The organism is Thiohalocapsa sp. ML1, from assembly GCF_001469165.1.
Classification (GTDB): domain Bacteria; phylum Pseudomonadota; class Gammaproteobacteria; order Chromatiales; family Chromatiaceae; genus Thiohalocapsa.
Genome location: NZ_JABX01000027.1, coordinates 1 through 25,478, shown reverse-complemented (window position 1 = coordinate 25,478; position 25,478 = coordinate 1). Strand labels below are relative to the sequence as shown.

Annotated in this window: 24 protein-coding genes; 11 read left to right on the top strand and 13 right to left on the bottom strand. The window is 70.3% G+C overall.

Going from position 1 to position 25,478, the window contains the following annotated elements; all coding sequences use genetic code 11:
• Positions 1-21: 21 nt before the first annotated feature.
• From serB to cobM, 3 genes are all read right to left on the bottom strand, one after another.
• Positions 22-1,260: a phosphoserine phosphatase SerB gene (gene serB / locus ML01_RS16785; RefSeq protein WP_058556554.1), complete on the bottom strand. Its 1,239-nt coding sequence runs from the start codon at positions 1,258-1,260 to the stop codon at positions 22-24.
• A gap of 404 nt (positions 1,261-1,664) precedes the next feature.
• Entirely contained in the window at positions 1,665-1,931 is a 267-nt protein-coding gene (locus tag ML01_RS16780) for a hypothetical protein (RefSeq protein WP_058556553.1), read from the bottom strand.
• Positions 1,932-2,004: 73 nt separating this feature from the next.
• Positions 2,005-2,790 carry a precorrin-4 C(11)-methyltransferase gene (gene cobM / locus ML01_RS16775; RefSeq protein ID WP_058556552.1) on the bottom strand — a complete coding sequence of 262 codons (786 nt, stop codon included), beginning with the start codon at positions 2,788-2,790 and terminating at the stop codon, positions 2,005-2,007.
• A gap of 205 nt (positions 2,791-2,995) precedes the next feature.
• On the opposite strand from cobM, the gene tcuA reads away from it, so the two are divergent.
• The 5 genes from tcuA (at position 2,996) to ML01_RS16750 (ending at position 8,196) form a co-directional block, all read left to right on the top strand.
• Entirely contained in the window at positions 2,996-4,390 is a 1,395-nt protein-coding gene (tcuA, locus tag ML01_RS16770) for an FAD-dependent tricarballylate dehydrogenase TcuA (protein ID WP_254045285.1), read from the top strand.
• Positions 4,377-5,513: a tricarballylate utilization 4Fe-4S protein TcuB gene (tcuB, locus tag ML01_RS16765; protein ID WP_058556551.1), complete on the top strand. Its 1,137-nt coding sequence runs from the start codon at positions 4,377-4,379 to the stop codon at positions 5,511-5,513. The genes tcuA and tcuB overlap by 14 nt, the downstream gene beginning before the upstream one ends.
• Entirely contained in the window at positions 5,510-6,280 is a 771-nt protein-coding gene (locus ML01_RS16760; RefSeq protein WP_058556550.1) for a cobalt-precorrin-6A reductase, read from the top strand. Before tcuB ends, ML01_RS16760 begins: the two co-directional genes overlap by 4 nt.
• Positions 6,281-6,467: 187 nt before the next feature.
• On the top strand, positions 6,468-7,526 hold the full coding sequence (locus ML01_RS16755; RefSeq protein WP_058556549.1) for a DUF262 domain-containing protein: 1,059 nt from the start codon (positions 6,468-6,470) through the stop codon (positions 7,524-7,526).
• Positions 7,519-8,196, top strand: a complete 678-nt coding sequence (locus ML01_RS16750; protein WP_156427788.1) for a hypothetical protein — start codon at positions 7,519-7,521, stop codon at positions 8,194-8,196. Before ML01_RS16755 ends, ML01_RS16750 begins: the two co-directional genes overlap by 8 nt.
• A gap of 12 nt (positions 8,197-8,208) precedes the next feature.
• Here the strand turns inward: ML01_RS16750 and cobJ are convergent, their stop codons facing one another.
• The 3 genes from cobJ to ML01_RS16735 all read right to left on the bottom strand — a co-directional run bounded on the left by cobJ (position 8,209) and on the right by ML01_RS16735 (position 10,429).
• Positions 8,209-8,985 carry a precorrin-3B C(17)-methyltransferase gene (cobJ, locus tag ML01_RS16745; RefSeq protein WP_216819212.1) on the bottom strand — a complete coding sequence of 259 codons (777 nt, stop codon included), beginning with the start codon at positions 8,983-8,985 and terminating at the stop codon, positions 8,209-8,211.
• Complete coding sequence (locus ML01_RS16740; protein ID WP_058556601.1) at positions 8,982-9,713, bottom strand: precorrin-2 C(20)-methyltransferase; 732 nt, start codon at positions 9,711-9,713, stop codon at positions 8,982-8,984. The genes cobJ and ML01_RS16740 overlap by 4 nt, the downstream gene beginning before the upstream one ends.
• Before the next feature lie 71 nt (positions 9,714-9,784).
• Complete coding sequence (locus ML01_RS16735) at positions 9,785-10,429, bottom strand: precorrin-8X methylmutase (RefSeq protein ID WP_058556600.1); 645 nt, start codon at positions 10,427-10,429, stop codon at positions 9,785-9,787.
• A gap of 130 nt (positions 10,430-10,559) precedes the next feature.
• On the opposite strand from ML01_RS16735, the gene ML01_RS16730 reads away from it, so the two are divergent.
• Entirely contained in the window at positions 10,560-11,852 is a 1,293-nt protein-coding gene (locus ML01_RS16730; RefSeq protein ID WP_058556546.1) for a bifunctional cobalt-precorrin-7 (C(5))-methyltransferase/cobalt-precorrin-6B (C(15))-methyltransferase, read from the top strand.
• A 178-nt stretch (positions 11,853-12,030) separates the two neighbouring features.
• Here ML01_RS16730 and ML01_RS16725 read toward each other — a convergent pair whose 3' ends face one another.
• From ML01_RS16725 to ML01_RS16710, 4 genes are all read right to left on the bottom strand, one after another.
• A complete protein-coding gene (locus tag ML01_RS16725) occupies positions 12,031-13,245 on the bottom strand; it encodes a glycosyltransferase family 1 protein (RefSeq protein WP_082674360.1) in 1,215 nt (404 codons plus the stop codon).
• 35 nt (positions 13,246-13,280) lie between these two features.
• Positions 13,281-14,090 carry a 1-acyl-sn-glycerol-3-phosphate acyltransferase gene (locus tag ML01_RS28915; RefSeq protein ID WP_162268038.1) on the bottom strand — a complete coding sequence of 270 codons (810 nt, stop codon included), beginning with the start codon at positions 14,088-14,090 and terminating at the stop codon, positions 13,281-13,283.
• The gene (locus ML01_RS16715) at positions 14,087-14,854 is read right to left on the bottom strand and encodes a GNAT family N-acetyltransferase (RefSeq protein WP_058556545.1); all 768 of its coding nucleotides are present in this window, start codon (positions 14,852-14,854) and stop codon (positions 14,087-14,089) included. The genes ML01_RS28915 and ML01_RS16715 overlap by 4 nt, the downstream gene beginning before the upstream one ends.
• Before the next feature lie 127 nt (positions 14,855-14,981).
• The gene (locus ML01_RS16710) at positions 14,982-15,647 is read right to left on the bottom strand and encodes an HAD family phosphatase (RefSeq protein WP_058556544.1); all 666 of its coding nucleotides are present in this window, start codon (positions 15,645-15,647) and stop codon (positions 14,982-14,984) included.
• 139 nt (positions 15,648-15,786) lie between these two features.
• Between ML01_RS16710 and ML01_RS16705 the strand changes: the two genes are divergently transcribed.
• The 5 genes from ML01_RS16705 to ML01_RS16685 all read left to right on the top strand — a co-directional run bounded on the left by ML01_RS16705 (position 15,787) and on the right by ML01_RS16685 (position 20,532).
• Positions 15,787-16,374 carry an RNA pyrophosphohydrolase gene (locus ML01_RS16705; RefSeq protein ID WP_082674359.1) on the top strand — a complete coding sequence of 196 codons (588 nt, stop codon included), beginning with the start codon at positions 15,787-15,789 and terminating at the stop codon, positions 16,372-16,374.
• A 63-nt stretch (positions 16,375-16,437) separates the two neighbouring features.
• On the top strand, positions 16,438-18,708 hold the full coding sequence (gene ptsP, locus ML01_RS16700) for a phosphoenolpyruvate--protein phosphotransferase (RefSeq protein ID WP_058556543.1): 2,271 nt from the start codon (positions 16,438-16,440) through the stop codon (positions 18,706-18,708).
• A gap of 69 nt (positions 18,709-18,777) precedes the next feature.
• The gene (locus ML01_RS16695; protein WP_058556599.1) at positions 18,778-19,653 is read left to right on the top strand and encodes a TauD/TfdA family dioxygenase; all 876 of its coding nucleotides are present in this window, start codon (positions 18,778-18,780) and stop codon (positions 19,651-19,653) included.
• Positions 19,654-19,916: 263 nt separating this feature from the next.
• Positions 19,917-20,252, top strand: a complete 336-nt coding sequence (gene grxD, locus ML01_RS16690) for a Grx4 family monothiol glutaredoxin (protein WP_058556542.1) — start codon at positions 19,917-19,919, stop codon at positions 20,250-20,252.
• 10 nt (positions 20,253-20,262) lie between these two features.
• Positions 20,263-20,532: a BolA/IbaG family iron-sulfur metabolism protein gene (locus ML01_RS16685; RefSeq protein ID WP_058556541.1), complete on the top strand. Its 270-nt coding sequence runs from the start codon at positions 20,263-20,265 to the stop codon at positions 20,530-20,532.
• A 335-nt stretch (positions 20,533-20,867) separates the two neighbouring features.
• On the opposite strand, the gene ML01_RS16680 is transcribed toward ML01_RS16685, so the two are convergent.
• From ML01_RS16680 to ML01_RS16670, 3 genes are all read right to left on the bottom strand, one after another.
• A complete protein-coding gene (locus tag ML01_RS16680) occupies positions 20,868-21,956 on the bottom strand; it encodes a hypothetical protein (RefSeq protein ID WP_058556540.1) in 1,089 nt (362 codons plus the stop codon).
• 215 nt (positions 21,957-22,171) lie between these two features.
• Positions 22,172-23,533, bottom strand: coding sequence for an FtsW/RodA/SpoVE family cell cycle protein (locus ML01_RS16675; protein WP_058556539.1), 1,362 nt, complete (start codon positions 23,531-23,533; stop codon positions 22,172-22,174).
• A 19-nt stretch (positions 23,534-23,552) separates the two neighbouring features.
• Positions 23,553-25,154 (bottom strand): penicillin-binding protein 2, encoded by a 1,602-nt coding sequence (locus ML01_RS16670; RefSeq protein ID WP_058556538.1) that lies wholly within the window; start codon positions 25,152-25,154, stop codon positions 23,553-23,555.
• Positions 25,155-25,478: the final 324 nt, after the last annotated feature.

Here is a 25,478-nt window from a genome sequence, read left to right as displayed (position 1 = left end):
CATGCGCCACGCACCGCGGCCTCAACCGGTTGCGGCGCCGGTCAGGGCCGCAAGGTCCCGGTCACGCATGCCGAGCAGGTACAGGATGCCGTCGAGCCCGACGGCACCGATGGCATGGCGCGCCCGCTCCTTGACCATGGGCTTGGCGCGGAAGGCGATGCCGAGCCCGGCGATGGACAGCATCGGCAGGTCATTCGCACCGTCGCCGACGGCGATCACCTGCTCCAGCCGAATGCCCTCGCGCGCCGCGAGCTCGCGCAGCAGTTCGGCCTTGCGGGCGCCGTCCACGATGGGGCCGGCCACCTTGCCGGTGAGCCGCCCGTCCTGGAACTCGAGCCGGTTCGCATGCACGTCGTCGATGCCAAGGCGGCGCTTGAGATGCTCCGCAAAGTAGGTAAACCCGCCGGACAGGATGGCGACCTTGAAGCCGAGCGCCTTCAGCGTGCAAATCAGCCGCTCGGCGCCGTCGGTGATGGGCAGCCGTTCGGCCACCTCCGCCAGCACCGACTCCGGCATGCCCTCCAAGAGCGCCATGCGGCGGCGGAAGGATTCGCTGAAATCCAGCTCGCCCTGCATCGCCTGCTCCGTGATGGCCGCAACCTCCGCGCCGACGCCGGCGGCGGCGGCCAGCTCGTCGATGACCTCGGTCTGGATCAGCGTCGAGTCCATATCGAAGCACACCAGCCGGCGGTTGCGCCGGAACACGTCGTCTTCCTGAATCGCGATGTCCACGTCCATGCCGGCACCGAGCGCCAGGCACTCCGCGTGCAGCGCGCGCACGTCCGGCACCGGCCCCTTGAGCCAGAGCTGGATGCTGGCGTGGCCGGTCGCTGCCGCGTCCGGCCGCCGCGAGATGCGCCCGGACAGGCGCGTAATCTGCTCGATGTTGAGCCCGTAGTGGGTCACCACCGAGGACACCCGCGCGATGTGCTCCGCCGTGATGGCGCGCCCGAGCAGGGTCACGATGTGGCGCGGCTGGCCCTGCTCGCCCACCCAGTGCTCGTAGGCATCGGCTGCCACCGGCGTGAAACGCACGTCGAGCCCGAGCTCATGGGCCTTGAACAACAGCTCCCGGAACACCGGGCAGCCGCCGCCGCCGTCCGGCAGCTCCACCAGCAGGCCGAGCGCCAGCGTGTCGTGGATCACGGACTGGCCGATGTCCAGCACCGTCACGGCATAGCGCGCCAGCACGCCGGTGAGCGCCATGGTGATGCCGGGGCGATCGCGGCCGGCGATGTCTATTTGGATGATTTCTGGCATGGGTAGGAGAGGTGCTAGTGCAGCGGCGCGGAAGTCTTGAGACCGTCTTGGGTCGTCGCGGGCGGGTCGGCAGCCGATCCAGAGCGGCCCGGGCCGGGCCGGAGAGCCGACCTCCCGGTCGGCTCGGCAGTCGCGACAACATTCCGCTCTGTCGCCGTGTTGACCTGGAGGTCAACACTCCAGTCAACGCCCGTCAACACCGCGCACGTTCGATTACGATCACGACGACGATAACGACAACGATGAAACCACGGTCTCGGGATTTTGGCAGCGAAGCACTAGGGGCTAGGGGCTAGGTGCCAGGGGCTAGGGGCTAGGGGCTAGGGGCTAGGCGGACCCTAGCGCCTAGTACCTAGCTCTTAGAACCTGGCTTCGTACCTAGCTCCTAGAACCTGGCTTCGTACCTAGCTCCTAGAACCTGGCTTCGTCGGCTGCTGCTGCGCCGGCGGCAGCGCGTGCTCGCCGTCCTGGGGGTCGATGACGCCGACGGGGCGGCCGGCCATGCCGCAGTAGCCCCAGTCGTCGCCCGGGTTGTCCGGCGGCTGGCCGTCGCGGCGCGGCGTCGCCCAGCGCCAGGCCATGCAGTGGGAGGCCTTGCAGCCGATGTTGATGGCGTTGTTCCCGAGCAGCGGGCAGGCGACCATCTTCGCGTGGTTCTCTTTGACAAGCATTGCGTCGGGGCGGTCGGCTTCGCTGGCGTTGGCGGTTAACTGTAGCGCAACAGTAGGGCTGAGGGCCGAGGGTCTACTCGTCCCCAGCCCGTTTGCCGCGAAACCGGCGTTCGAAGCCCGCGTCGTAGAGCTTCGAGGTCGCACCGCCCGGCGCGTCGCGGGCGCCGAGCGCCGGGCTCACCAGGATCATGGCCTGGCGCACGATGTGCGCATCGCGGCAGCGCCCGGCGATGTCGCTGAGGCTGCCGCGCTGCACCAGCTCCTCGCCCGGCCAGGTGGCCTTGTGCACCACCACCACCGGCGCGTCCGGCGCCCAGCCGGCGCCGATCAGGGTCTCGGCGACGGCGTCGATGCGCTCAATGGACAGGAAGATGCAGAGCGTGCAGCGATGCCGGGCCAGGTCCGCGAGTGCCTCGCCCGCGGGCATCGGGATGCGCCCGCCGAGGCGCGTGAAGATGACGGTCTGCGTCACCTCGGGCAGGGTCAGGCATTCGCCGGCCGCCGCCGCCGCAGCCATGGCGGACGACACGCCGGGCACGATGCCGACCTCGACCCCGGCCGCATCCAGCGGGCGCGCCAGCTCGGCGAGCACGCCGTAGAGGGTCGGGTCGCCCGTTTGCAGGCGCACCACGGTGGCGTGGCGCTCGGCGCGGGTCAACAGCCAGTCCGTGACCTGCTCCAAGTCCATGGACTTGGAATCGGCGATCTCGCAGCCCGCGGCGGCCCATTGCAGCGCCGTGTCGGCCACCAGGGAGCCCGTGTAGAGGATCGCCCCGGCCTCGGCCAGCAGCCGTGTGCCGCGCACGGTGATGAGGTCCGGTGCGCCCGGGCCCGCGCCGACGAACCAGACCTTACCCACGGGACGTGCACTGCCCGCACGGCGCGGGCGCTGGGGGTGCGAAGGCGGCTGGGGCGCTGTGCAAGGGACTCACCTGTTGTCGGTCATTGCGGCCGGGGCGGGCGCGCCCGAGACTGGGCGCTCGCCGATCCCGAGCGGTAAGCGCCGGATTCTGTTGCCCGCTCCCGCCGCTGTCAAACCCACTGCCGCTGCACCCACCGCGCCCGTGTCCATTCACTCAGCGTCGCCGGACGTGCTGGTCAGCGGCGGCGGTGCCGCGGCGCTAGCCGCCGCCATCGAGGCCGCACAAGCCGGCGCCCAGGTGCTGCTGCTCGACGCCGCGCCGCCGGCGCTCCGCGGCGGCAACACGCGCCATTCGCGCAACTTCCGCTGTGCGCATCTGGCGCCGACGCCCTTCACGCCGGATGCGTACAGGCCGGACGAGTTTCGCGCCGACCTGACGCGCACCGGCGCGGACGCCGCCGACCCAGCGCTGCTCGATGCTCTGGTGACGGGCTCCGCCGCGCTGCCCGACTGGCTCGCGGCGCAGGGCGTCGCGCTGCAACGCGCGGGCGACGGCCGGCTGCCGTATTCGCGCAAGACGGCATTCTTTCTCGGCGGCGGCACGGCGGCGGTGCGCGCGCTGACGGATCGGGCGCTGGCGCTCGGGGTCCAGATCCGCCACGGCGTCGGCGTTACCGGGCTTGAGCTCGACGGACGCCGGGTTGTCGCGGCCGTCACCACGGCCGAGGACGTCGCCGCCGGCGCGCAGGTGCTCGCCTGCGGTGCCGCGCACGCGGACCCGGACTGGCTCCGCCGGCACTGGGGCGAGGCCGCCGCCGGTTTCATCAACCGCGGCACGCCGCATGCGCGCGGCGAGCTGCTGCAGTGGCTCATGGCCGCCGGCGCAGAGCCCGCGGGCGATCCGGCCGGGCTCTATCTGGTGGCCGTGGACGCGCGCTCGCCGGCGCACGACGGCGGCATCGTCACGCGCATCCGCGGCATGCCGCTCGGCATCGTCGTGGACAACGCCGGGCTGCGCGGCCACGACGAGGGCGCGGACACGGCCTCCACGCGCTATGCCCGCTGGGGGCGGCGGCTCGCGGACCTGCCTGGGCAGACCGGCTGGCTGGTGCTCGACGCCGCGGGACTCGCCGCCGCCCCGGCGGCGCTGTATCCGCCGATCCGGGCGCCGAGCATCGCCGATCTGGCCACGGCGACCGGCATCGACGCGGACGGGCTCGCCGCCACCGTCGCCAACTACAACGCGAGCATCCGCCCGCCCGCGGACCGGGCCGACGCCGCCGGCTGGCGCACTGCGGGGCTCGTGCCGCCGAAGTCCGCCCACGCCCGCCCCATCGCCGAGCCGCCCTTCGCCGCCTACCCGATGCGCCCCGGCGTGACGTTCGCGCACCACGGCGTCGCGGTGGACGCGGCGACGCGGGTACGATGGGCCGATGGCACGCAGCTCGACAACGCCTTCGCGGCCGGCATGATCATGGCCGCGAACCTGATCCCGCGGGGCTATGTGTCCGGCCTCGCGGTGAGCATCTCGCTGGTGTTCGGGCGCCTGGCCGGGCGGGCGGCGAGCCGCTGCGGAGGTGGCGATGGGCAGTGCTGAGCCGACTCGGCCGGCGGGCGGTGCCGCTGCTGATGGCAACGACGCCGAGGCGCGCCGGCAGCTCGCCGTCTGCAACATCTGCAACTACTGCAACGGGCTTTGCGCGGTGTTCGACGCGGCCGAGCGCCGGGCGCGGCTCGCGCCGGGCGACCTCGACCTGCTCGCCAACCTCTGCCACCAGTGCCGCAGTTGCCTGTACGACTGCCAGTACGCGCCGCCCCACGCCTTCGACGTGAACCTGCCGCGGGCGCTGGCACGGCAGCGCTGGGCAAGCTATCGGGCCTACGCCTGGCCGTCGGCGCTGGCGGTGCTCTTTGCCGGCGGTGGGCGCTGGTTCCCGGGCCTTGCACTGGGGATCACGGTCGCCTTCACGGCGGCGGTGCTGCTCGCGGTGCCGTCGTCGGTGCTGTTCTCGGCGCAGGTGGGCGAGGGCGCCTTCTACCGGATCATCCCGTGGTGGCTCATGGTCGCCGGCGCCGGGCTCGGCTTCGGTTGGGCGATCCTTGCCATCGGCATGGGGGTGCGCCGCTTCTGGCGGACGACGGCCCCCGCGATGGCGGTCAGCGCGCCGCCGGCTGCCGCGGCGGCCACGGCGACGCTCGAGGTGTTGACGCTGACGAACCAGCGCGGCGGCGGCCCCGGCTGCGCGGACATCGATCATCGCCCGTCGCGGCTGCGCCGGCGCTTTCACCATGCGCTGTTCTACGGGTTTTTGCTCTGCTTCGCGGCGACGCTCGCGGCGAGCGGCTATCACCACCTGCTCGGCCGCGCGGCGCCGTATCCGCTGCTGAGCCTGCCCGTGCTGCTCGGCATGCTCGGCGGCCTCGGCATGGTCGCGGGCACCGTCGGGCTGCTGTGGCTCGCGCACCGCGAGGACCCGGCGCCGACGGACCCGGACAGCCGCGGCGCCGACCGGGCGCTCCTGTGGCTGCTGCTCGCGGTGGCCGTGACGGGGCTCGCGCTGCTCGCGCTGCGCGAGACGGCGGCGATGGGCCTCCTGCTCGCCGTGCACCTGGGTACGGTGCTGGCGCTGTTCGTGCTCGCGCCCTACGGCAAGCTCGTGCACGGCGCCTATCGCGCCGCCGCGCTGATGCGGGATGCGCTGGAGCGGCGCGGCCGATGAGCCCGGTGCCGGACCCGACCACGCTCTTGATCCTCGGCGGCACCACCGAAGGCTATGCGCTGGCCGAGGCGCTGGCGGGCCGACCGGGGGTGCGGGTCATCAGCTCGCTGGCCGGGCGCACGCCGAGCCCGCGCCGGCCGGCCGGGGAGCTGCGCAGCGGCGGCTTCGGCGGTGTCGCCGGGCTCAAGGACTATCTCGCCGCGGAGGGCGTCGCCGCCGTGGTGGATGCCACGCACCCCTTCGCGGCCACGATGGGCGAGCACGCGGCAGCCGCCTGCGCCGAGCTCGCCGTGCCGCTGCTGCGGCTGGAGCGCCCGCCCTGGCGGCCCGTGCCCGGAGATCGCTGGGAGCCGGTGGCCGACTGGGATGGCGCCATCGCCGCGCTGCGCACCCTTGGCGCCCGCCGCGTGCTGCTCGCCCTCGGCCGGCAGGAGCTTGCGCCCTTCGCGGTGCTCGATGAGATCCGGTTCCTGATCCGCTGTGTCAGCGCCCCGGACCCGCTGCCGCCCTTCGCCGACGCCGAGATCCTGCTGGACCGCGGCCCCTTCGACCTCGCCGCCGAGCGCGCACTGCTCGATACGCACCGCATCGACTGCATCGTCTGCAAGAACAGCGGCGGCAGCGCAAGCGCCGCGAAGCTCCAGGCCGCCCGCGAGCGCGCCATTCCGGTGGTCATGCGCGAGCGCCCGGCGCGGCCGGCGTCGGCCGTGGTGGCGGACGTGGCCGCGGCCGCCCGCTGGCTGCGCAACGCCCTCCGATCAAGCTGAATATCGACCGAGCGCGGGCGGTGGATGACTGGGCTGGACTGCGTACTGGGTCTGCAGTCGTAATGCCCATACACTCGCATCGCGGAGCGTTTCCGGCGTGCGGGATTTCCTGATAGTCTCCGTTCGGTGACGGCGCGGACTGCGGCTGAAGGTTTCGATAAGGGTCGGCTTGCATATGAATGATCCAATGAAGCAGCGCTCCCAGCTTGCCAAAGAGCGGCGCAAAGTAGACTTCGATACTTACGACGTCACTGTGGAAGAGCTTGTTCGAAGAGTAGAGCGGGCGCGGATCGAGATCGCACCGAGTTACCAGCGACAATTCCGTTGGAACGAGGGCAGGCAGTCCAGGCTGCTGGAATCGCTGCTGCTGGGCATTCCCGTTCCCCCGCTCTTCATGGCTACGAACCTGTCGCCGGACGAGCGAAACCAATGGGAAGTCGTCGATGGATTGCAGCGGCTGCTGAGCCTGGTCCATTTCGTTGGAGGCGAGACGGCGAGGAAGGTTGCGAAATTGGACGACGGCCCTCTTCGCCTCACCGATCTGAATAAGCTATCCGCGCTGGTTGGCATGGCGTTCGAAGATCTGCCCCAAGACATCCGCACGGCATTGGAGGACCGCCCCGTCAAGGTCATTGTGCTGAACGATAAGAGCGATCTGCAGGTTCGCTTCGACCTATTCGAACGCCTGAATACGGGAGGAATCGCCCTCACCGATCAGGAGGTTCGGGCATGCGTATATCGAGGCCCCTTCATTGCAATGTTGACGGCGCTCTCGGACAGTGCCGACTTTCGCACCGTAGTGCGGCTGCCCAAGCCCAATTGGAAGGACGGTACGCCGGAGGACTATGTGCTGCGCTTCTTCGCTTTTCTGGAAGGGTACGAAGTCTTTAGCCACTCAGTTAAGGATTTCTTGAATGCCTTTACCGCGAACAATGCCAAGGACGCCGATACAGAGGGACGGGAAGGAACTTTTCGGAAGACTTTTCTTTTCCTTGCTCGGGTGTTCCCCGATGGCGTCAAGACGCGCAGGGGCATGACACCGGTCAATCTTTTCGAAGCGGTCTCTGTTGGCGCGGCGCTGGCGCTTCGCGCTGAGCCTGCACTTGAGCTTCCGCGCTCTACGGAATGGCTTGCTTCTCCCGAATTGCGGCGGCTGACGACCGGCGCTACCAACAGTCGACCACGGGTCAAAGGTCGCATCGAGTTCTGCCGCGATCGATTCTTGAGTTTGCCACAAGATGTTTGATGGTCAGCCTTATCGTGATGAGCTCGTTCGCCGACTTGATGCTGTGCGGCGGATATTGGATGCCGCGCACCCTCCTTCTCCCGTCGATGACGCGGCCGACGCTAGTCGCGATGCGCGCGGCATTGCGGTCTTGCTGCTCTATGCCTGTTACGAACATCTACTGTATTCCCTCTGTCGGCGGCTCTTGGAGATCGCGGTGACGCTGCGCGTTGGGAATCGCAGGCTTCGTGATGGCCTACTCATGTTCGCGGCACACGAGAAAATGCAATCCCTCGCTGGCGTCTCGCCCGCCACGGTTTGGAAGAGTAAAGGCCGCGAGCTCCTAGCGTGCGTAATGGATGGCCGAGACTGCACGATCAATGCAAACCTGTTTCCTGGCGACGGCAGCTTTATGAAACGATCTCAGGTTATGCTTTTCTGTGAGATATTCGAGCTCGGGCATCCCGGCCCCATTCTTGCGGAGGTTTGGAACAGGCTGGATGCCGTGGTAGCCGAAAGGAACGCAATAGCCCACGGCAGATTGACACCGGAGGAAGTGGGCCGGAATTACTCGCTGGAAGAGATGAGGTCGATGGTGGATGTCTGGCAGGAACGGTGGTTGTCCTTTATTGATCATGTCGAGCACAGCGCGCAGCATCGCAGTTTCTACAGGCACGAGCGAAAGAGGTGATATGAGCCTGGCTCAGCCCGGATAGCTCCGCGGCGTATACACCCACTCGCGCCCGTCCGGCCGCGCAATGCGCCGGGTGCGCGAGGAGCCGATGATGACGACGGTGCGCATGTCCACCTGCTCGGGGGACAGCGCGGCGAGCGTCGTGATGGTGAGCTGCTCGTCCAAGCGGCCCACATCGCGGCCGAGCACGACGACGGTGTCCGGCGCGCGCCGCCCGCGCAGCAGGGCGAGCGCGCGGCCGAATTGGTCCGGGCGCGCCTTGGAGCGCGGGTTGTAGAGCGCAATCACCAGGTCGGCCTCGCAGACCAGCGCGAGCCGGCGCTCGATCTCGGCCCAGGGCTTGAGGTTGTCGGACAGCGACAGGGCGCAGAAGTCGTGGCCCAGGGGCGCGCCGGCCAGCGCGGCGGCGGCCTGGGCGGCGCTGACGCCGGGCAGGATGCGCAGCGCCACCTGATGCCAGGCGGGGTCGTCCGCGGCCTCCAGCGCCTCCAGCACCGCGGCGGCCATGGCGAATACGCCGGGATCGCCGGAGGAGACGACGGCGACGGCGGCACCGCCGGCCGCGAGCGCGAAGGCGTGCCGGGCGCGGGCGATCTCCTCGCGGTTGTCCGACACGTGTACGCGCTGCTCGGCACGGAAGGGACCCGCCAAGTCGAGATAGGTCTGGTAGCCGACGATGTCCGTTGCAGCAGCGAGCGCGGCGTCGGCGGCCGGGGTGCGCAGTTGCTTATCGCCCGGCCCTAGGCCGACGACGGTGAGGCTGCCCGGGCCGGCCGGCCCCGTCACGCGCCCTGCCACCGCGCGCCGGGCAAGAGCACCATGGCGAAGTAGGGCACGGTCGCCGGGTCGACGTCGGCCAGCGGGCGAATGCGCTCATCCGTCATGGTCGCGCGCTCCACGTACAGCGCACGCGTGTCGAGACCGAGTTGGCTCAGCACCCGGCGCACCTTCGCGAAGTTGCTGCCGAGCTTCATGATCGCCGCCGCGTCCACGTCGGCCAAGCGCCGCGCGAGCTCGTCCTCCGGCAGCGTGCCGGCGAGCACGAGCATGCTCTGGTCGCGGTAGACCAGCGGCACGCCGAGCGCCGCGGCGCTTGCAACGACGGAGCAGACGCCGGGTACCACGTCGGCACGGAAGCGGCCGGACAGCCGGTCGTGCAGGTACATGAAGGAGCCGTAGAAGAACGGGTCGCCCTCGCACAGCGTCACCACGTCGCGCCCGGCGGCCAGATGCGCGGCGATGCGCTCGGCGGAGGCGTCGTAGAAACGGCTCATGACGCCCTCGTAGTCGAAGGGCGGCGCCGGGATGCGACCCGTGACCGGGTAGATCAGCGGCAGCAGGATCTGCTCCTCGCGCAGATAATCCTGCACCGTCGTGAAGGCGTTGCCGCGCTTCTTCGGCCCCGCGTAATAGGCGACGACGGGCGCCGCGCGCAGCAGCCGCAGCGCCTTCAGGGTCAGCAGCTCCGGGTCGCCCGGGCCGACGCCGATGCCGATGAGCCGGCCGACGGCCACGGACCGCGTGGTCGGGGCGGCCGCTTGTCCATCCGGCAGCCGAAGCGGGTCCGGGCGCGCGTCGAACGGGCTCATGCGGCGCGATGCCCGGTCGATGACTCAATGCCGAGCGCGTTGACCGCCGCCGCCGCCATCGCGCTGCCGCCGCGGCGCCCGCGAACCGTCACGAAGGGCACGCCGCGGCTGTCCTCGGCGAGCGCGGCCTTGCTCTCCGCGGCGCCGACGAAGCCGACCGGAAAGCCCAGGATCAGCGCCGGTCGGGGCGCGCCGTCGTCCAGCATCTCCAGCAGCCGAAACAGCGCCGTGGGCGCGTTGCCGATGACGACGACCGCGCCGGCCAGATGCTCGCGCCACAGCTCCAGCGCGGCGGCGGTGCGCGTGTTGCCGTGGGCTTTGGCGAGCGCCGGCACGCGCGGGTCTTGCAGCGTGCAGATGACGGCGTTGTCCGCCGGCAGCCGGGCGCGGGTGATGCCCTCGGCGGACATGCGCCCGTCGCAGAGCAGCGCGGCGCCCTGTTGCAGCGCGGCGCGCCCGGCGCGGCCGGCGCCGTCGGAGAACACCAGGTCATCGATGACGTCCGGCATGCCGCAGGCGTGGGCCACCCGCACCGCGAGCGGCTCCAAGTCCGGCGGGATGCGCGAGAGGTCCGCCTCGGCGCGGATGATCGCGAAGGATTCGCGGTAGATGGCGTGGGCGTCGCGGTTGTATGGCAGCATCTGCGGGGTCTTCGGCGGCGTGGCGGCGGCGCGTTGGCGCGGCCCGATCACGCGATGATGCGCGAAAACGCGTAACTGTAGCGGCTGGCGCCGGTATCCACCAGCGCGGCGCCCGATGGAATCGCTATCTATGTCAATCAACCTGCAATCCGACCCGGCGCCCGCCGGCCCCTGGCTGTGCGTCGTCGGCATCGGCGAGGACGGGCTCGCCGGCCTCGGCGAGGCGGCGCGCGCGGCCGTGGCCGGGGCCGCCGTGGTCTTCGGCGCCGAGCGCCACCTCAAGCTCTTGCCCGAGCGGCTGCCGGGCCAGCGCGAGGGCCAGCGCCGCGAGCCCTGGCCGCAGCCCTTCGACGTTGGGTTCAGTGCCGTGCTGGCGCTGCGGGGCGCGCCCGTCTGCGTGCTCGCGAGCGGCGACCCGATGTGGTTCGGCGCGGGCGCAAAGCTGGCCGAGCGGCTCGCGCCCGGCGAATACGAGGTGCTGCCGGCGGTGTCCTCCGCGTCGCTGGCGGCGGCTCGGCTCGGCTGGCCGCTCCAGGACCTGCGCGTGTTGCGTCCGGTGGCGCCGGACCGGCTGCTCGGGCTCGCGCGGGTGCGGCTGCATCTGGCCGATGGGGCGCGGCTCATTGTGCTGTCGGCGGATCGGGAGACGCCGGGGCTCTTGGCCGCGCTGCTGCGTGGCGACGGCTTCGGCAGCAGCGCAATGACGCTGTTCGAGCGCTTAGGCGGCCCGGCCGAGCGGCGCATCGACGCCAGCGCGGACGCCTGGCCGGAGATCGACGTCGACCCGCTCAATCTCATTGCCGTGCAGTGTCGGGCGGCACCGGGGTTGCCGCCGCGCCCGCGCCGCGCCGGGCTGCCGGACGACGCCTTCGCGCACGACGGCCAGCTCACCAAGCGCGACGTGCGCGCCGTAACCTTAAGCCGCCTCGCGCCGCTGCCCGGCGAGCTGCTGTGGGACGTCGGCGCCGGCTGCGGCAGCATCGCCATCGAATGGCTGCGCGTCGGCGACGGCTGCCGGGCCATCGCCATCGAGCCCGACGCGGGGCGCGGCGCGCTGATCCAGCAGAACGCGGCGGCCCTCGGCGTGCCGGATCTGGTCATCGTCGCCGGCCGCGCGCCGCAGGCGCTCGCCGACCTGCCGGCGCCCGATGCGATCTTCATCGGCGGCGGGCTCACCGCGGGCGGCGTCGTCGAGCGCTGCTGGGACGCGCTGCGGCCGGGCGGGCGGCTCATCGCCAACGCCGTCACGCTGGAGACCGAGACGCTGCTGGTGGCGCTGCACCAGCGCATCGGCGGCGAGCTGACCCGCGTGCAGGTGGCAGATGCCGCAGCACTCGGGCGCTTCGAGACCTGGCGCCCGGCGCTGCCGGTGACGGTGCTGGCGGCGACAAAGCCTTCGGGGCTTATGGATGTTTGCAGATGAGCCGGGAATAAGGGCCGAGGGCCGAGGGCCGAGGGAGCCGTCCTTGGCCCTTGGCCCTTGGCCCTTTGGCTCACTTTCGGGATCGGGATCGGGATCGGGATCGGGATCGGTAGCCACTGGGTTCGATTTCGATAGCGATAGCGATTTCGATAGCGATTTCGATCTCGATGAGCACTCGCTAGACCCCGTTGCCCGACGGCGCCGTTTCTGCCGCCTCCACCGCTTTCGGCGCGGGCCGCGCCGAGCGCCCGCCGACGACATCCCGCAGCCGCTCCTCGACGCCGGCGATGACGCGTGACCAGCTCAGCGCCGCTGCGGTGCTGCGCGCGGCCTTGCCCATGGCACGCACCTGTTCCGGCTGCTCGACGAGCGCGAGTGCGCGCGCGACGAACTGCTCGGCGTCGTCGAACGGCACCAACTGTCCGTTGACGCCCGCGTGGATGTGCTCGTGGGCGGCGGCGTAGTCGAAGGCGCAGACCGCGAGCCCGCTCGCCATCGCCTCCGTGACGACGTTGCCGAAGGTCTCCGTCAGGCTCGGGAACAGGAACAGGTCGCCGCTCGCGTAGTGCGCCGCCAGCTCCTCGCCCACCCGGGCGCCGACGAAGCGGCAATTGGGATGGTTACGGGCGAGCCGCGCGCGCTCCGGGCCATCGCCCACCAGGACGCAGCGCAGGCTCGGCAGGCGGGCGCCGAGCGCGTCCATGGTCTCGAGCGCGAGATGGATGTTCTTCTCTGCCGCGATGCGCCCGACATAGAGCGCGACCAGGCTGTCCGGCTCACAGCCCCAGTCTCGGCGCAATGCGGCGCTGCGCCGGGCCGGGTCGAACAGCGCGGTGTCTACGCCGCGGCTGAACACATGCACGTTGCGAAACCCGGACTCGTGCAACTGTGTGCGCAGCGCCGCCGTCGGCACCAGCGTTGCGTCCGAGCGATTATGGAAGTTCCTGAGCGTCTGCTCGATGGGACGCGTCAACAGCCCGAGCCCATAGTGCTGGCTGTACTGATGGAACTGGGTGTGGAAGCCCGTGATGACGGGGATCGACGCGTTGAGCCCCGCGTTCAGCGCCGCGTGGCCGAGGGGGCCTTGGGTCGCAACGTAGAGCACGTCCGGGCGCAGGCGCAGCCACAGGTGGCGCAGGCGCCAGTACACGGGGAGCCCAAAACGCAGCCCCCGGTAGCCGGGGATGGGCAGGCCCGGCACCAGAAAATGCCCGCGCGGGGTCCGGCGACGACGATCGGTCACCTGTCGCGGGCGCACCAAAAACAGGTGGTGGCCGCGCTCCGCGAGGCCGGTCACCAGTTGCTGCATGGTATTGGCGACGCCGTTGATCTCCGGCGGGAAGGTCTCGGTGACGACGGCGATACGGAGAGGTTGTTCGTGCTGATTGTCCATGACGCGTCCGCCGAGCGCTGTCCAGAATCGTAAAGTCAGAACGTCCGGGCCGCGGCATGCGCGTCCGGGGTGGCCGCGCTGCTGCCGCAGGCGGCATTCGACCAGTCCCGCAACTGCCGGTCGATGGCCTCGCGGGCGGCCTCGGCGAGGGCGCGCCGAGTGAGACCCGCGGGGTCTAGCTGCGGCAGAAAGCTTACGCGCACGCAGAGCTCAGGATGCCGCAGCACGCGCCCCAGGTGCGGCAACAGACTGTCATCGCCGATGAACGGCGCGATGGCGTCCGGCTCCACGCCGTTGCCGTAGCGGATGGCCACCGGCTGTATCGGCACCTGCCCGCCGTCCGCCGCCGCCAACAGGCGGGCGTGAAAGCGCTTGAGCTCGCGGCCGTCGCCGGTCGTGCCTTCCGGGAAGATCGCGACCGTCGCGCCCGCCTGCAGCTCGGCGGCGATGACCCGGGCCATCGCCGTGGCCTGGTGCGCGCCGCGCTGCATGAACAGCGTGCCGGCGAGGTCGGCCAGCCAGCCCACGACGGGCCACCGCCGGACCTCGAGCTTGGAGACGAAGCGCACCGGCGCGAGGCTCCCCAGCACCGGGATATCGAGCCAGGAGACATGGTTCACCACCAGCAGCGCCCCCTGCACCGGTGTGCCGGTCGCCTCCACGCCCACCGCGAGGCTCCTGAGCAGGCGTCGGTGCCACCAGGCCACCAGCCCCGGCAGCCAGGGCCGCGGGCGCTTGAGCAAGCCGAGCACGGCGACCGGCACGGCGAGCACGACGCCGGTCGAGAAATGTTCCGTCAGACGGAGCGCCCGCGCCAGCGCGGTCGATGGTTGCCGCTCGTTCAATGCTCGCCGACACGCTCCAGAAAGTGTCTGGCATAGGTAGGGTTGAGCTCGCCGATGTCGAGCAGCATCAGGATATCGCCCACCTCGAAGTCGGCATCCCGGCAGGCCTCGCCGCAGGCCCGCGCGCCAAGGCGCACGTAGGCCTTCAGCAGCGCCGGCAGCGGCGCATCCAGCACGGTTGCAGGAACATGGGTGCAGAGCAACGGCGTCCGCGGCGTGACGCGGAGCGTCGGCGGCGACATCGCGTGCCGGCGCATGCGGTTCATGATGGCCGCGGCCTGCAGGTCGCCCTCGCCGAGCGGCACCGAGGCGCAGCCGAACAGGTAGTCGATGTTGTGGATCTGGATGTAGCCGGCGATGCCGGACCAGAGCACGGCGATGGCGGCGCCGTCGCGGCACTCCGCGGAGATGCAGGTCCGCCCCACCTCCAGCAGCTTGCCGGGCAGGTTCGGGATCGGTCCCAAGTCGAACTCGCCGGCCGAGTAGAAGCCGCCGATGCGCCGGGCGTCGTCGCCGTTCAGGAGCCGCGTGCAGCCCACGACGGCGCCGGTCTTGGTCTCGCGCACCAAGAGGTGATGACAATGGGCGTCGAAATCGTCCACGTCCAGGCCCGGGTGGCCGTGCTTGAGCTTGGCGCCGAGCTCCTGCCCGAAGACACGGTAGCGCAGCGCCTGCGCCTGGCGCACGGCCTGCGGGCCAGCGGCCAGCTCCACGAACAAACGCTCTCCCCGCCGGACCGGGAGTGCGGACGCGTTGACCCCCATGAAATCACCCCATCGCTCGCTGTTCGGCCAATAACGCGGCCAATGGACCGGCCAATTGAGCAGAATAGCGGATCGGCATTGCAGGCTGATGAGGGAATGATGACGGAACGGTGACGGCGCGGCGCGCTCAGGCGGGCGTTTCGCGCAACGAGATGATCGGCCACTCGCGTTCCGACGCAATAACGGCCAGCAGCGGGTCCGGATCCACCGCCACGGCATGGTCGACGCGCTCCAGCAACGGGAGATCGTTGATGGAATCGCTGTAGAAGTGACTGCCGGTAAGGTCCGCGCCCTGCTCCGCGAGCCAGGCCTGCAGCCGCGTGACCTTGCCCTCGCGGAAGGCCGGGATGCCCGCGACGCGGCCCGTATAGCCATCGCCGTCGCGCTCCGGCTCGGTGGCGATCAGATGCGCAATGCCGAAGCGCTCCACGATGGGCGCCGTGACGAAGGCGTTGGTGGCGGTAATCACGAGCAGCGTGTCGCCCGCCGCCCGGTGGCGCGCCACCAGGTCGAGGGCCGGCCGGCCGATGAGCGGCGCGATCACCGTCTCGACGAAGGCCTGCCGCCAGGCGGCGAGCAGGATCGGGTCGTTGTCGCGCAACGGCCGCAGCGCGAAGGCGAGGAAGGCGTCGATGTCGAGCCGGCCGGCCTTGTAGTCCGCGTAGAAGCGGGCGTTCGCGGCCTCGTAGGCAGGACCGTCGACCACGCCGAGCGCCACCAAATGCCGGCCCCAGAGGTAATCCGAGTCGCCCGACAAGAGCGTATTGTCCAGATCGAAGATCGCGAGCGGCATGATGGTCGGCGCTTGGAGCAGGGTGGTCGCGAACCTTAGCGGAAGCAGGCCATATCAGCAAAGACTGAAATGCTTGTGGATTTGCCCGGTTGCGTGTGGTTATGGAAAAATGCCGTGGCACTCAAACAGGTACGCCGCCTTGATCGACCCGGACGGTTTTCGCCCCAATGTCGGCATCATTTTGACCAATGAGCAGCGCCGACTGTTCTGGGGACGGCGTATCGGCCAGAACGCCTGGCAGTTCCCCCAGGGCGGCATCCGGTCGGATGAGACGCCGCTGGAGGCCATGTACCGGGAGCTTGAGGAGGAGGTTGGGCTCTGCGCCGGCCAAGTCACGGTGCTCGGCGCGACCCACGGCTGGCTGCGCTACCGGCTGCCGCGGCGCTTCATCCGCCGACGCTGCGGGCCCACCTGCATCGGCCAGAAGCAGGTCTGGTTCATGCTCCGCGTGGATTGTGGCGAGAACGAGTTCTGCCTCGACCGCACCGCGAAGCCCGAGTTCGACGCCTGGCGCTGGGTGCGCTACTGGCATCCGCTACGCGAGGTCGTGTATTTCAAGCGGCACGTCTACGCGCAGGCATTGCAAGAGCTCGCGCCGCTGCTCTATCCGGAAGGCGCACCGCTGCCGGACCCGGCGGAGGACACGGCCCTGGCCGCGTGGCTGGACGCCGAGCGGCGCGCCGGCAGCGCCCACTTTCTCGGCGGCCTGCGGCAGCGCCGCCGTTGAGGGACACAGCACCCACGGCCGAGCACGACGCAACGCCGATGCGTTTGCACGGTTCCTGACGCCATGCTCGCCCCACTGCGCCGTATCCTTGAGGCCGTCGACAGGGCGCCGTCACTCGACGCCGCGCTCGCCGTGCTCGTGCACGAGGTCAAGGACGCCATCGGCGCCGACGTCTGCTCGGTCTATCTCACCGACCCAGACCGCCGCGAGCATGTGCTGCTGGCCACGGACGGGCTCCCTCCCGACGCTGTCGGCCGTGTGCGGGTGCCGCTGAACCGCGGCCTCATCGGCCGCGCCGCCGAGCGCGCCGACATCGTCAACCTGGACGATGCGCACACCCATCCCTGCTATCTCAAGCTGAACGAGACCGGGGACGATCAGTATCACGGCTTCTTGGGCGTGCCCATCATCCAGCACCGCAAGGTGCTCGGCGTGCTGGTGCTGCGCCAGCGCGCGCCGCGGCGGTTTGCCGACGACGAGGTGACCTTCGTCGTGACCCTCGCCGTGCAGTTGGCCGCGGCCATCGCGCTCGCCCGCGGCAACGGCGAGCTGGGCCGGCTGAGCCAGGGTCCGGGCCTGCCGAGCCGCCATCTGGCCGGCGTCGCCGCCTCGCCCGGTGTGGGCATCGGCACCGCCGTCGTGGTCTATCCGCCCGCGGACCTGGAAGCGGTGCCGGACCGGCCCGCCGCCGACCCCGACGCCGAGGTGGCCGCGTTTCAACAAGCCGTTGCCGCGGTCGCCGCCGAGATCGGCCGCCTTGCCGAGCGCATGAGCGGCACGCTGCGCGACGAAGACCAAGCCCTGTTCGGCGCCTGGCGGCTGATGCTCGAGAGCGAGAGCTTCGTCGCCGACACCATCGCGCGCATCCGCGCCGGCAACTGGGCACAGGGCGCATTGCGCGACACGGTCGCGAACCTGGTCGCCGAGTTCGACCGACTCGACGACCCCTATCTGCGCGAGCGCGGCGCCGACGTCGGCGACCTCGGTCGGCAGGTGCTGCTGCGCCTGCAACAAGGCGCGGCGGCAACCCCCGGTGAGGACTATCCGGGGCAGACGGTGCTCGTCGGCGACGACATCAGCGCCATGCAGATCGCGGCGGTGCCGCGGGAATCGCTGGTCGGCCTGGTGAGCCGCCGCGGCTCGGCGTCGTCGCACGTGGCGATCCTCGCCCGCGGCATCGGCATCCCGGCCGCCTTGGGCGTCATGGATCTGCCCGTGAGCCGGCTGGAGGGCTGGCCGCTCATCGTCGACGGCTACCGCGGCCGGGTCTATGTGCAGCCGTCCGCGCTGGTGCGCGCCGAGTACGGGCGACTCATTGTCGAGGAGCAGGCGTTTTCCGCGGAGCTCGACAACCTGCGCGGCCTGCCGGCGGAGACCACCGACGGCTTCGCGCTGCCGCTCTACCTCAACACCGGCCTCGTGCTGGAGCAGCGCCCGCTGGGCATCGAGGAGTCCGCCGGCGTCGGGCTCTACCGCACCGAGCTGCCCTTCATGGTGCGCGACCGCTTCCCCGGCGAGGAGACGCAGCGCAACCACTATCGGCAGTTGCTGGAGACCTTCGCGCCGCGCCCCGTCACCATCCGCACGCTCGACGTCGGCGGCGACAAGTCGTTGCCCTACTTCCCGGTAGAGGAGTCCAATCCCTTCCTCGGCTGGCGCGGCATCCGCATCACCCGCGACCACCCCGAGATCTTCATGACCCAGGTGCGCGCGATGCTGCGCGCCGACGTCGGCCTCGGGAACCTGCAGCTACTGCTGCCGATGATCACGAACACCGACGAGGTCGATGACGCCCTCGCGCTGATCCAGCGCGCCTGCGACGAGCTGCACGAGGAGGGTCATCCGGTGCGGCTGCCGCCGGTGGGGGTCATGATCGAGACCCCTGCTGCCGTGTACCAGGCGGAGGCCCTCGCGCGCCGCGTGGACTTCCTGTCCATCGGCACCAACGACCTGATTCAGTACCTGCTCGCGGTGGATCGCAACAACGCCCGCGTCGCCGGGCTCTACGACGTGTTCCACCCCGCCGTGCTGCGAGCGCTGATCCAGGTGGTGGAGGCCGCGCGCGCCTATGGACGCGAGGTCAGCGTCTGCGGCGAGCTGGCCGGCGACCCGCGGGCAACGCCGCTCCTGCTCGCCATGGGCGTGCACAGCCTCAGCATGAGCGCCGGCAGCCTGCTGCGCGTGAAGGGCGTCGTGCGCAGCATCAGCCGCACCCGCGCCAAAGAGATCCTGCGCAAGGCGCTCTTCTGCGAGACCGGCGCCTGCGTGCGCCAGCTCTTGATGGACGCGCTGGAGGAGATCGGCCTTGGCGGGCTGGTGCGCCCGGGACGCTGAGGCCAAGACCCCGCTGGTTGTGCGAGAATCCACGGCCCGCCGCAGCCGCCGCCTTTCGCGTCAATGACCATGCCCGCATCGCCCTTCGATCTCGGCTCCGACAACGCCTACCTCGCCTGGCGCGAGCAGAAGCTCGCCGATGCGCCGACGCGGCTCGCTGACCTCATCGTCGAGATCGACGACCCGCGCCGGCTCACGGCCGCGGAGCATGCGGCCATCCTGGAGCGCTGCCGGCGCGCGAACATGGCCATCTACATCGGCAACACCGGCGACGACCCTGACAAGGAGATCCCAACCCGGCTCGGCGCCGCCTTCGGCCTCACGCGGCTGGACCACAACCGCGGTGCCGACGACGACGCCATCACCTCGCTCACGGTGCAGACCGACGCCCGCCACCGCGACTACATCCCCTACTCCAACCGGCCCATCGCCTGGCACACCGACGGCTATTACAACAGCCCCGAGCGACGCATCGACGCGCTCTTGCTGCACTGCGTGCACCCGGCCGCGGACGGCGGCGCCAACGACCTGCTCGACCACGAGATCGTCTACATCCTGGTCCGCGACCAGTCGCCGGACTACATCCGCGCGCTGATGCACCCCGAGTGCATGACCATCCCCGCGAGCCATGTGGACGGCGCCCAGGTGCGCCCGGACCAGCCCGGCCCCGTGTTCGCCGTGCGCCCCGACGGGCAGTTGCACATGCGCTACACCAACCGCGCGCGCAACATCGTCTGGCGCGACGACCCGCTCACGCGCGAGGCCGTCGCCTGGCTCAAGGACGTGCTGCACCGCGACACGCCCTGGCACTTCCGCGGCCGGCTCGAGTCCGGCTGGGGCCTCATCAGCAACAACGTGCTGCACACCCGCACCGGCTTCACCGACGGCGAGGTGCCGCGGCTTCTGTATCGCGCTCGCTATTACGATCGCATCGACGGGACCTGACCGGCACGCGGGTCAAACCGCTCGCCTCCCCTCAACCCAGATCCCAACGCGGTTTGTCGCAATCGCAACGGCCCACCCGTTGGACTGCGGTGGACGCGACAGGCCCGCCGCTGCGCCCCGAACTGCGAAAACAGCGGCTTACGGACAGATCCAGCCCGGCTCGTTATTTGCTTAATGCCTCGGCATCGCCGCGGGCGGCGCCTCATCGCGTCACCAGTCAGCACGCGCGCGACGCGCCCCCTGCCGCAACCGGAGCCCAAACCATGACCACCGAAGAGAAGATCCGCCAGCAGATCAGCGACAACCCCGTGCTCATCTACATGAAGGGCACGCCCGAGAAGCCCGAGTGCGGCTTCTCCGCTCGCGCGGCGCAGATCCTGACCGACACGGGCATCGACTACGCCTTCGTCAACGTGCTGCAATCGCCGTTCATCTACGAGCGTCTGCCGGCCGTGTCGCAGTTCCCGACCTATCCGCAGGTCTTCATCGGCGGCGAGCTCATCGGCGGCAGCGACATCGTCGCCGAGCTGATGGAGTCCGGCGAGCTGATGGACATGCTCCAGGCCGCCAAGGCCGCCAAGGCCGCCGCCGCGAGCTGAGGGACCAGACATGCACGAAGACGAGATCATCGCCCGCATCCGCGGCCTCTACCCCGACGCCGTCATCGAGGTCGCCGGCGAACGGTGCAGCTTCGAGGTCTACGTCGTCACGCCCGCCTTCGCGGGCATGAAGACCCTGGAGCGCCAGCGCGGCATCCTGGACCTGTTCAAGACCGAGATCGCCACCGGCAAGCTCCACGCGCTCGGCATCAAGGCCAAGACGCCGGAAGAGATGCAGCAGGTCCAGCGCAACCCGGTGGGCGCCGAGATCAACCTCTGACCCGTGGGAGCGGCTGCAGCCGCGAAACGACGACGCGGGGGAGCTTCGGCATCCCGCGCAATTCGACAACGACAACGAAGCCTGCCCCAACGGCCCGCATGCAGGTAATCCCAGCTTGACCCCGCCCACCCCCACACCGCTCAAGGTTGCCGTCGCCAGCAAGGAAGGCCTCGCCGTCAGCGAGCACTTCGGCCACGCCAAGCAGTTCCGGGTCTAGGAGGTCAGCCCCGGCCGCTGCCGCTTGCTGGAGCAGCGCGACGTCTGGTCTCCCTGAGGTGGGCTCCCTGAGGTGGGCTCCCTGAGGTGGGCTCCCTGAGGTGGGCTCCCTAAGCTGGTCAAAGCGCCCGACCAGTGGCGCGGGTACTGGCGAGGAAGCTCGGGTAACGATTGTAGAAGGTCTCGAAGTGCCTCTCTACAGCGTCTTGCGAAAACCGAAAGATGCTATCGACCACCGTGTCGATCGTCTCTGCCGGCGCGCTCGCGGCGGCCTCGGCGTCATTCATGGCCTCGCGAAAGCCTTCCCGGCCCAGGCGATGCGCGATGCCGGTCAGTGCCCAGGTCGCATCCGCACGCAGCCACTCCGGACCATCGAACGTCGCCGCCAACAACGGCAGAACCGCTCGGCGGTCACCGCCGCGGGACAAGAATCCGTACCGCTCGTAAAACTCCCGCTGGCCAAGCAAGAGGTCCAACAAAGCGTCCGCAGCACGCGCGTCCGCGAAGTCGATCAAGCCCCAAAGCGGGCCGACCCAGTTCGTGGTCGAGTCGGAGCGCGTACGTTCGAAGAAGATCCATAGTCGGTCGGCTTCCGTGTGCGCATCGAGCAAACCGAGCGCAACGCTCGCCAGGCTGCGTCCGTAGTCGTCCAGCGCGTCCCAGCAATCGATCAGCGCCCCGGCTCCAGCGTCGCCGCACCACCGCAGCGCGCCGATGAATCGCTCATCAACGCTCCCGCTCGACTGCCGCTGCGATCGCATCCAATCACTGTGCACCCGCGCGACGATCTCGGCAGCGGCGCCTGCACCGAGCTCCGTCACCCGCTTGAGCCAGGCATACTCAGCCAAGCCGCCTGCAGCCGGTGCGAGGTCCAGCAAGGCCGCCAGGTCCGCAGCCTGCTCGATGCGTCGGATCTTGGGTGCGTCACGTTTCAACAGCGACGGCTGCACCGCCTTTGTCGTCGCGTGCAACCGCTCTTGGACGCTCAAGTCCAGGTGCAGGGTTCGCCACAGCGTCTGCGCACTCGGCACGAGCACCAGCTCGCGAGGCGCTGGCTGCTTGCTCGTCGCGGCCTGCCCCTGACGGCGCGCCTGTTGCTTTTTCCGGCGGCGCTTTTCTTCTCGATTCTTCGACATGATCGAATCGGCGTGACGGGACCAGCGGTAGTGTTGCGTGCTGACGCGGTCGATGATCCAGGCGATGTTCATGGCACGCTGTCGCGGTGACCAGCGAGCTTAGCCCGCGCCGCCTAACTTGGCTAGGCGGCGGGAGGCCTTCGAGCAGCCGTAGGCGGGCTTCGCGGAATTTCTGCGGCATACCCGGGGCACACAGGCTTTCGAGCTTTTCCAGACGCAGCCGGAACAGCCGGGTCGGCAGGGGAACGGTGCCACCGGCTCGCGCCCGTCCTTGCTGATCTGAAAAGTTAGCGGGCACTCGCCCGAGCCCTTGCCGCGCCGGCGCGGCGCGGCGCGGCTTTCTGTCGCACCGGCTTCGGCTCCCCGTCGGAGATCGCGAGCACCAGCCCGAGCGCGAGGCAGGTGACCAGCAGGCTGCTGCCGCCTTGGCTGATGAAGGGCAGCGTGACGCCGGTGATGGGGATGGCCTTGGTGACGCCGCCGACGTTGAGCAGCGTCTGCACCGTGAAGACCGCGGCAAGGCCGGTTGCGACCAGCGTGCCGAAGGGGGACTTGGCGCGAGCGGCGATCAGCATCAGCCGCCAGCACAGCAGCCCGAAGAAGACGAGCAACAGCGCGCTGCCGACGAAGCCGAGCTCCTCCGCCACCACGGCGTAGACGAAGTCCGACTCCGCGATGGGCGTGTAGCGCGGGCGCGCCTGGCTGAAGCCCTCGCCCCAGAGCCCGCCGGCGTACATGCCCGACAGGCCTTGGAGCACCTGCCAGCCGGCGCCGGTGGGGTCCGCGAAGGGGTCGAGCCAGCTCGCGACGCGACGCTGGCCGTGGCTGAAGAACTGGAGCACGGCATAGCCCGCGGCGGCGGCGGCGAGCGCGCCATAGACCAGATAGCAGACGCGCTTGGTGCCGGCCGCGAGCTGAAGCAGCAGCACGACGGCGAGCATCAGCGCCAGGCCAAGGTCGCGCTGCACCAGCAGCAGCCCGAGCAAGAGCGCGCTGAACAGCCCGAGCGGCCAGAGCGCCCGCAGCGGCGGGAAGGGCACGGGCGCGTGCCACTTGGCCAGCGCCTGTGCATGGCGGTCCACGAAGGCGGCCGCGAACAGCACCACCGTGAGCTTGAGCCCCTCCGTCGGCGTGATGAAGCCGGCACCGAACACCGCGCCGCGAAAGCGCTGCCCGGTGGCGAGCACGAAGGCCACAAGCGCGAGCGACAGCACCGCCCAGAACCAGAGCCCCGCCGCCAGCGGCCGGTAGCGGCCGTCCATGCAGGCCAGCGTCGTCAGCGTGAGCGCCAGCACACCCACCGGCAGCACCAGGTGATCGAGCGTGAGGGCACCACCCGCATAGGCGCCCATGCGGAACTGCACCAGGAGCCCGACGCCGGCGAGGAAGGCCACCGCCGCCAGCATCAGTTGATCGCCGCGGAAGCCGGCGGCGACGAAGACCAGATGCGCGCCGGCGAAGGCGAGCGCGAAGCCGACGGGTGGTACGAGGTCCGTCCAGCGCACCGGGATGCCGTCCTTCGGCAGTGCGCCCAGCACCATCACGAAGCCGACGCCGATGGCGAACAGCACCCACGCCAGCAGCCGGCGCTCCGGCGCGCGGGCGTCCCAGCGCTCGGCCAGGGTGATGGGGCGGGCGGGCTTGGCCATGCTCAGCTACCGGTGTGGGTCATGGCAGGTGGCCGCGCTCTTGCGCCAGCAGCAGGAGATCCCGCGCGATGGGCGCCGCGGCCGTGGAGCCGTAGCCGCCGTGCTCCACCAGCACCGCGAAGGCGAGCCGCGGGCGCTCCGCCGGCGCATAGCCGATGAACCAGCTATGCGATGCGCCGAAGGGGTTCTCGGCGGTGCCGGTCTTGCCGGCGATGGCGAGCCCCGGCGTCTCGATGCTGCGCCCGGTGCCGTCTGCGACCGCCTTGCGCAGGATCGAGCGCAGCTCCTGCGCCGTGCCCGCCTGCATGAAGCGGCCGATGGCGGCGGGCTCCTCGTCGGCGAGGAGCCGTGGCCGCACCGCGACACCGTCGTTGGCAATGGCGGCGGCGATGAGCGCCATCTGCGCCGGCGTGGCCAGCACCTTGCCCTGGCCGATGGAGGCCTGCGCGAGCCCGTAGCGGTCCGAGGCCGGGATGCGCGGGATGCGCCCGGTGCGCATGAGCTGCCGGCCCGAGTCGCCCGCGCCGATGGTGACGCGACTGTTGAACAGGAAGCGCTCCGCGGTCGCGCGGAAGGCCTCGTGGCCGAGGTGCACGCCGAGCTGCGCAAAGAAGACGTTGGAGGAGTCCGCCAGCGCCGTGGTCATGCCGATGCGCCCGTGTCCGCGCCAGCCGCGACCGGCGCGGCGCGCCTCGTAGTACTCGTGATCGCGAATCTTGCGGTAGCGCCCGGACGTGGTCCAGCCGTCCGCCGGGCAGTCGATGAGGCTGCGGAAGCCGCGGTCCAGCGCGTCGGCGGCGATGACGACCTTGAAGGTCGAGCCCGGCGGGTAGAGCCCGGCGGTGGCGCGGTTCAAGAGCCGCGTCTGCGGGTCCGCGCGCAGGAAGAGGTCCGCGTCGATGTGGTTCGGGTCGAAGGACGGCGTGCTCGCGAGCACCCGCACCGCGCCGTCCTGCGGGCGCAGCACCACCACGGCGCCGGCGCGCTCGCCCAGGCGCTCGACGGCGAGCCGTTGCAGCGCCGCATCCAGCGTCAGCGTCACGTCGTTGCCCTTCGGGCGCTTGCTCTTGGTCAGGATCTGCTTGCCAAGCTCGCCCCAGTCGCGCCAGGAGTCGGGCTTGCCGCCGTTCAGCAGCACGTTGGTCGCGGACTCGATGCCGGAGGCGCCGAAGCGCGGGTCCGCATAGCCGACGACGTGGGCGAAGTCCGGCCCGAAGGGATAGTGCCGCTGGGCCTGGAGCCCGGCCGGGGCCTCGACGGCGCGGGTCTCGGCGAGCACGGTGCCGGCGACATCCAGGATGCGCCCGCGCTCGATCCAGTGCGCGGGATTGAACTGCCGGCGGTCGTGCAGTTGCATGAAGGCGATGAGCTCCGGCCGCGCCGTGCCGGAGAGCTGCCAGCTCGCCTGATACGCGAGCACGGCGCCGAACGCCAGCACCGCGAGCACGCCGGCGGCGGCGAACCCCGCCCGCGGCTTGGCCAGGTGCTTGAGCCCGACGACGGCGCGCAGGTCCAGCATCTGCTTCAGCACGTACAGCGCCGCGAGCAGAAAGACCGCGTGCAGGCCGATGCGGAGCACGCCCCAGGGGGCGGACTGGAACAGGGTGTTGACCAAATCCATGGGAGGCAGGGGCTAGGAGCTAGGGGCTAGGAGCTAGGGGCTAGGGGCTAGGGGCTAGGGGCTAGGAGCTAGTGCTTCGCTGCCGAAATCCCGAGACCGGGGTTTCGTCGTTGTCGTTGTCGTAATCGTCATGGAATGTCTGCGGTGTTGGCGGGAGTGACCGGAGTGTTGACCGGAGTGTTGACCGGAGTGTTGACCGGAGTGTTGACTGGAGTGTTGACTGGAGTGTTGACCTCCAGGTCAACACGGCGACAGAGCGGGATGCGCTGGCGAAGAGCCGACCTGGAGGTCGGCTCTCCGGCCCGGCGACGGCCGGCCCGGCGA

Excerpts from the sequence above, each read along its gene's own strand:
- serB (WP_058556554.1), bottom strand. The coding sequence starts at position 1,260 with ATGCCAGAAATCATCCAAATAGACATCGCCGGCCGCGATCGCCCCGGC.
- ML01_RS16780 (WP_058556553.1), bottom strand. The coding sequence starts at position 1,931 with ATGCTTGTCAAAGAGAACCACGCGAAGATGGTCGCCTGCCCGCTGCTC.
- tcuB (WP_058556551.1), top strand. The coding sequence starts at position 4,377 with ATGGGCAGTGCTGAGCCGACTCGGCCGGCGGGCGGTGCCGCTGCTGAT.
- ML01_RS16760 (WP_058556550.1), top strand. The coding sequence starts at position 5,510 with ATGAGCCCGGTGCCGGACCCGACCACGCTCTTGATCCTCGGCGGCACC.
- ML01_RS16755 (WP_058556549.1), top strand. The coding sequence starts at position 6,468 with ATGAAGCAGCGCTCCCAGCTTGCCAAAGAGCGGCGCAAAGTAGACTTC.
- ML01_RS16750 (WP_156427788.1), top strand. The coding sequence starts at position 7,519 with ATGTTTGATGGTCAGCCTTATCGTGATGAGCTCGTTCGCCGACTTGAT.
- ML01_RS16735 (WP_058556600.1), bottom strand. The coding sequence starts at position 10,429 with ATGCTGCCATACAACCGCGACGCCCACGCCATCTACCGCGAATCCTTC.
- ML01_RS16730 (WP_058556546.1), top strand. The coding sequence starts at position 10,560 with ATGTCAATCAACCTGCAATCCGACCCGGCGCCCGCCGGCCCCTGGCTG.
- ML01_RS16725 (WP_082674360.1), bottom strand. The coding sequence starts at position 13,245 with ATGGACAATCAGCACGAACAACCTCTCCGTATCGCCGTCGTCACCGAG.
- ML01_RS16715 (WP_058556545.1), bottom strand. The coding sequence starts at position 14,854 with ATGGGGGTCAACGCGTCCGCACTCCCGGTCCGGCGGGGAGAGCGTTTG.
- ML01_RS16710 (WP_058556544.1), bottom strand. The coding sequence starts at position 15,647 with ATGCCGCTCGCGATCTTCGATCTGGACAATACGCTCTTGTCGGGCGAC.
- ptsP (WP_058556543.1), top strand. The coding sequence starts at position 16,438 with ATGCTCGCCCCACTGCGCCGTATCCTTGAGGCCGTCGACAGGGCGCCG.
- ML01_RS16695 (WP_058556599.1), top strand. The coding sequence starts at position 18,778 with ATGCCCGCATCGCCCTTCGATCTCGGCTCCGACAACGCCTACCTCGCC.
- grxD (WP_058556542.1), top strand. The coding sequence starts at position 19,917 with ATGACCACCGAAGAGAAGATCCGCCAGCAGATCAGCGACAACCCCGTG.
- ML01_RS16685 (WP_058556541.1), top strand. The coding sequence starts at position 20,263 with ATGCACGAAGACGAGATCATCGCCCGCATCCGCGGCCTCTACCCCGAC.
- ML01_RS16680 (WP_058556540.1), bottom strand. The coding sequence starts at position 21,956 with ATGAACATCGCCTGGATCATCGACCGCGTCAGCACGCAACACTACCGC.
- ML01_RS16675 (WP_058556539.1), bottom strand. The coding sequence starts at position 23,533 with ATGGCCAAGCCCGCCCGCCCCATCACCCTGGCCGAGCGCTGGGACGCC.
- ML01_RS16670 (WP_058556538.1), bottom strand. The coding sequence starts at position 25,154 with ATGGATTTGGTCAACACCCTGTTCCAGTCCGCCCCCTGGGGCGTGCTC.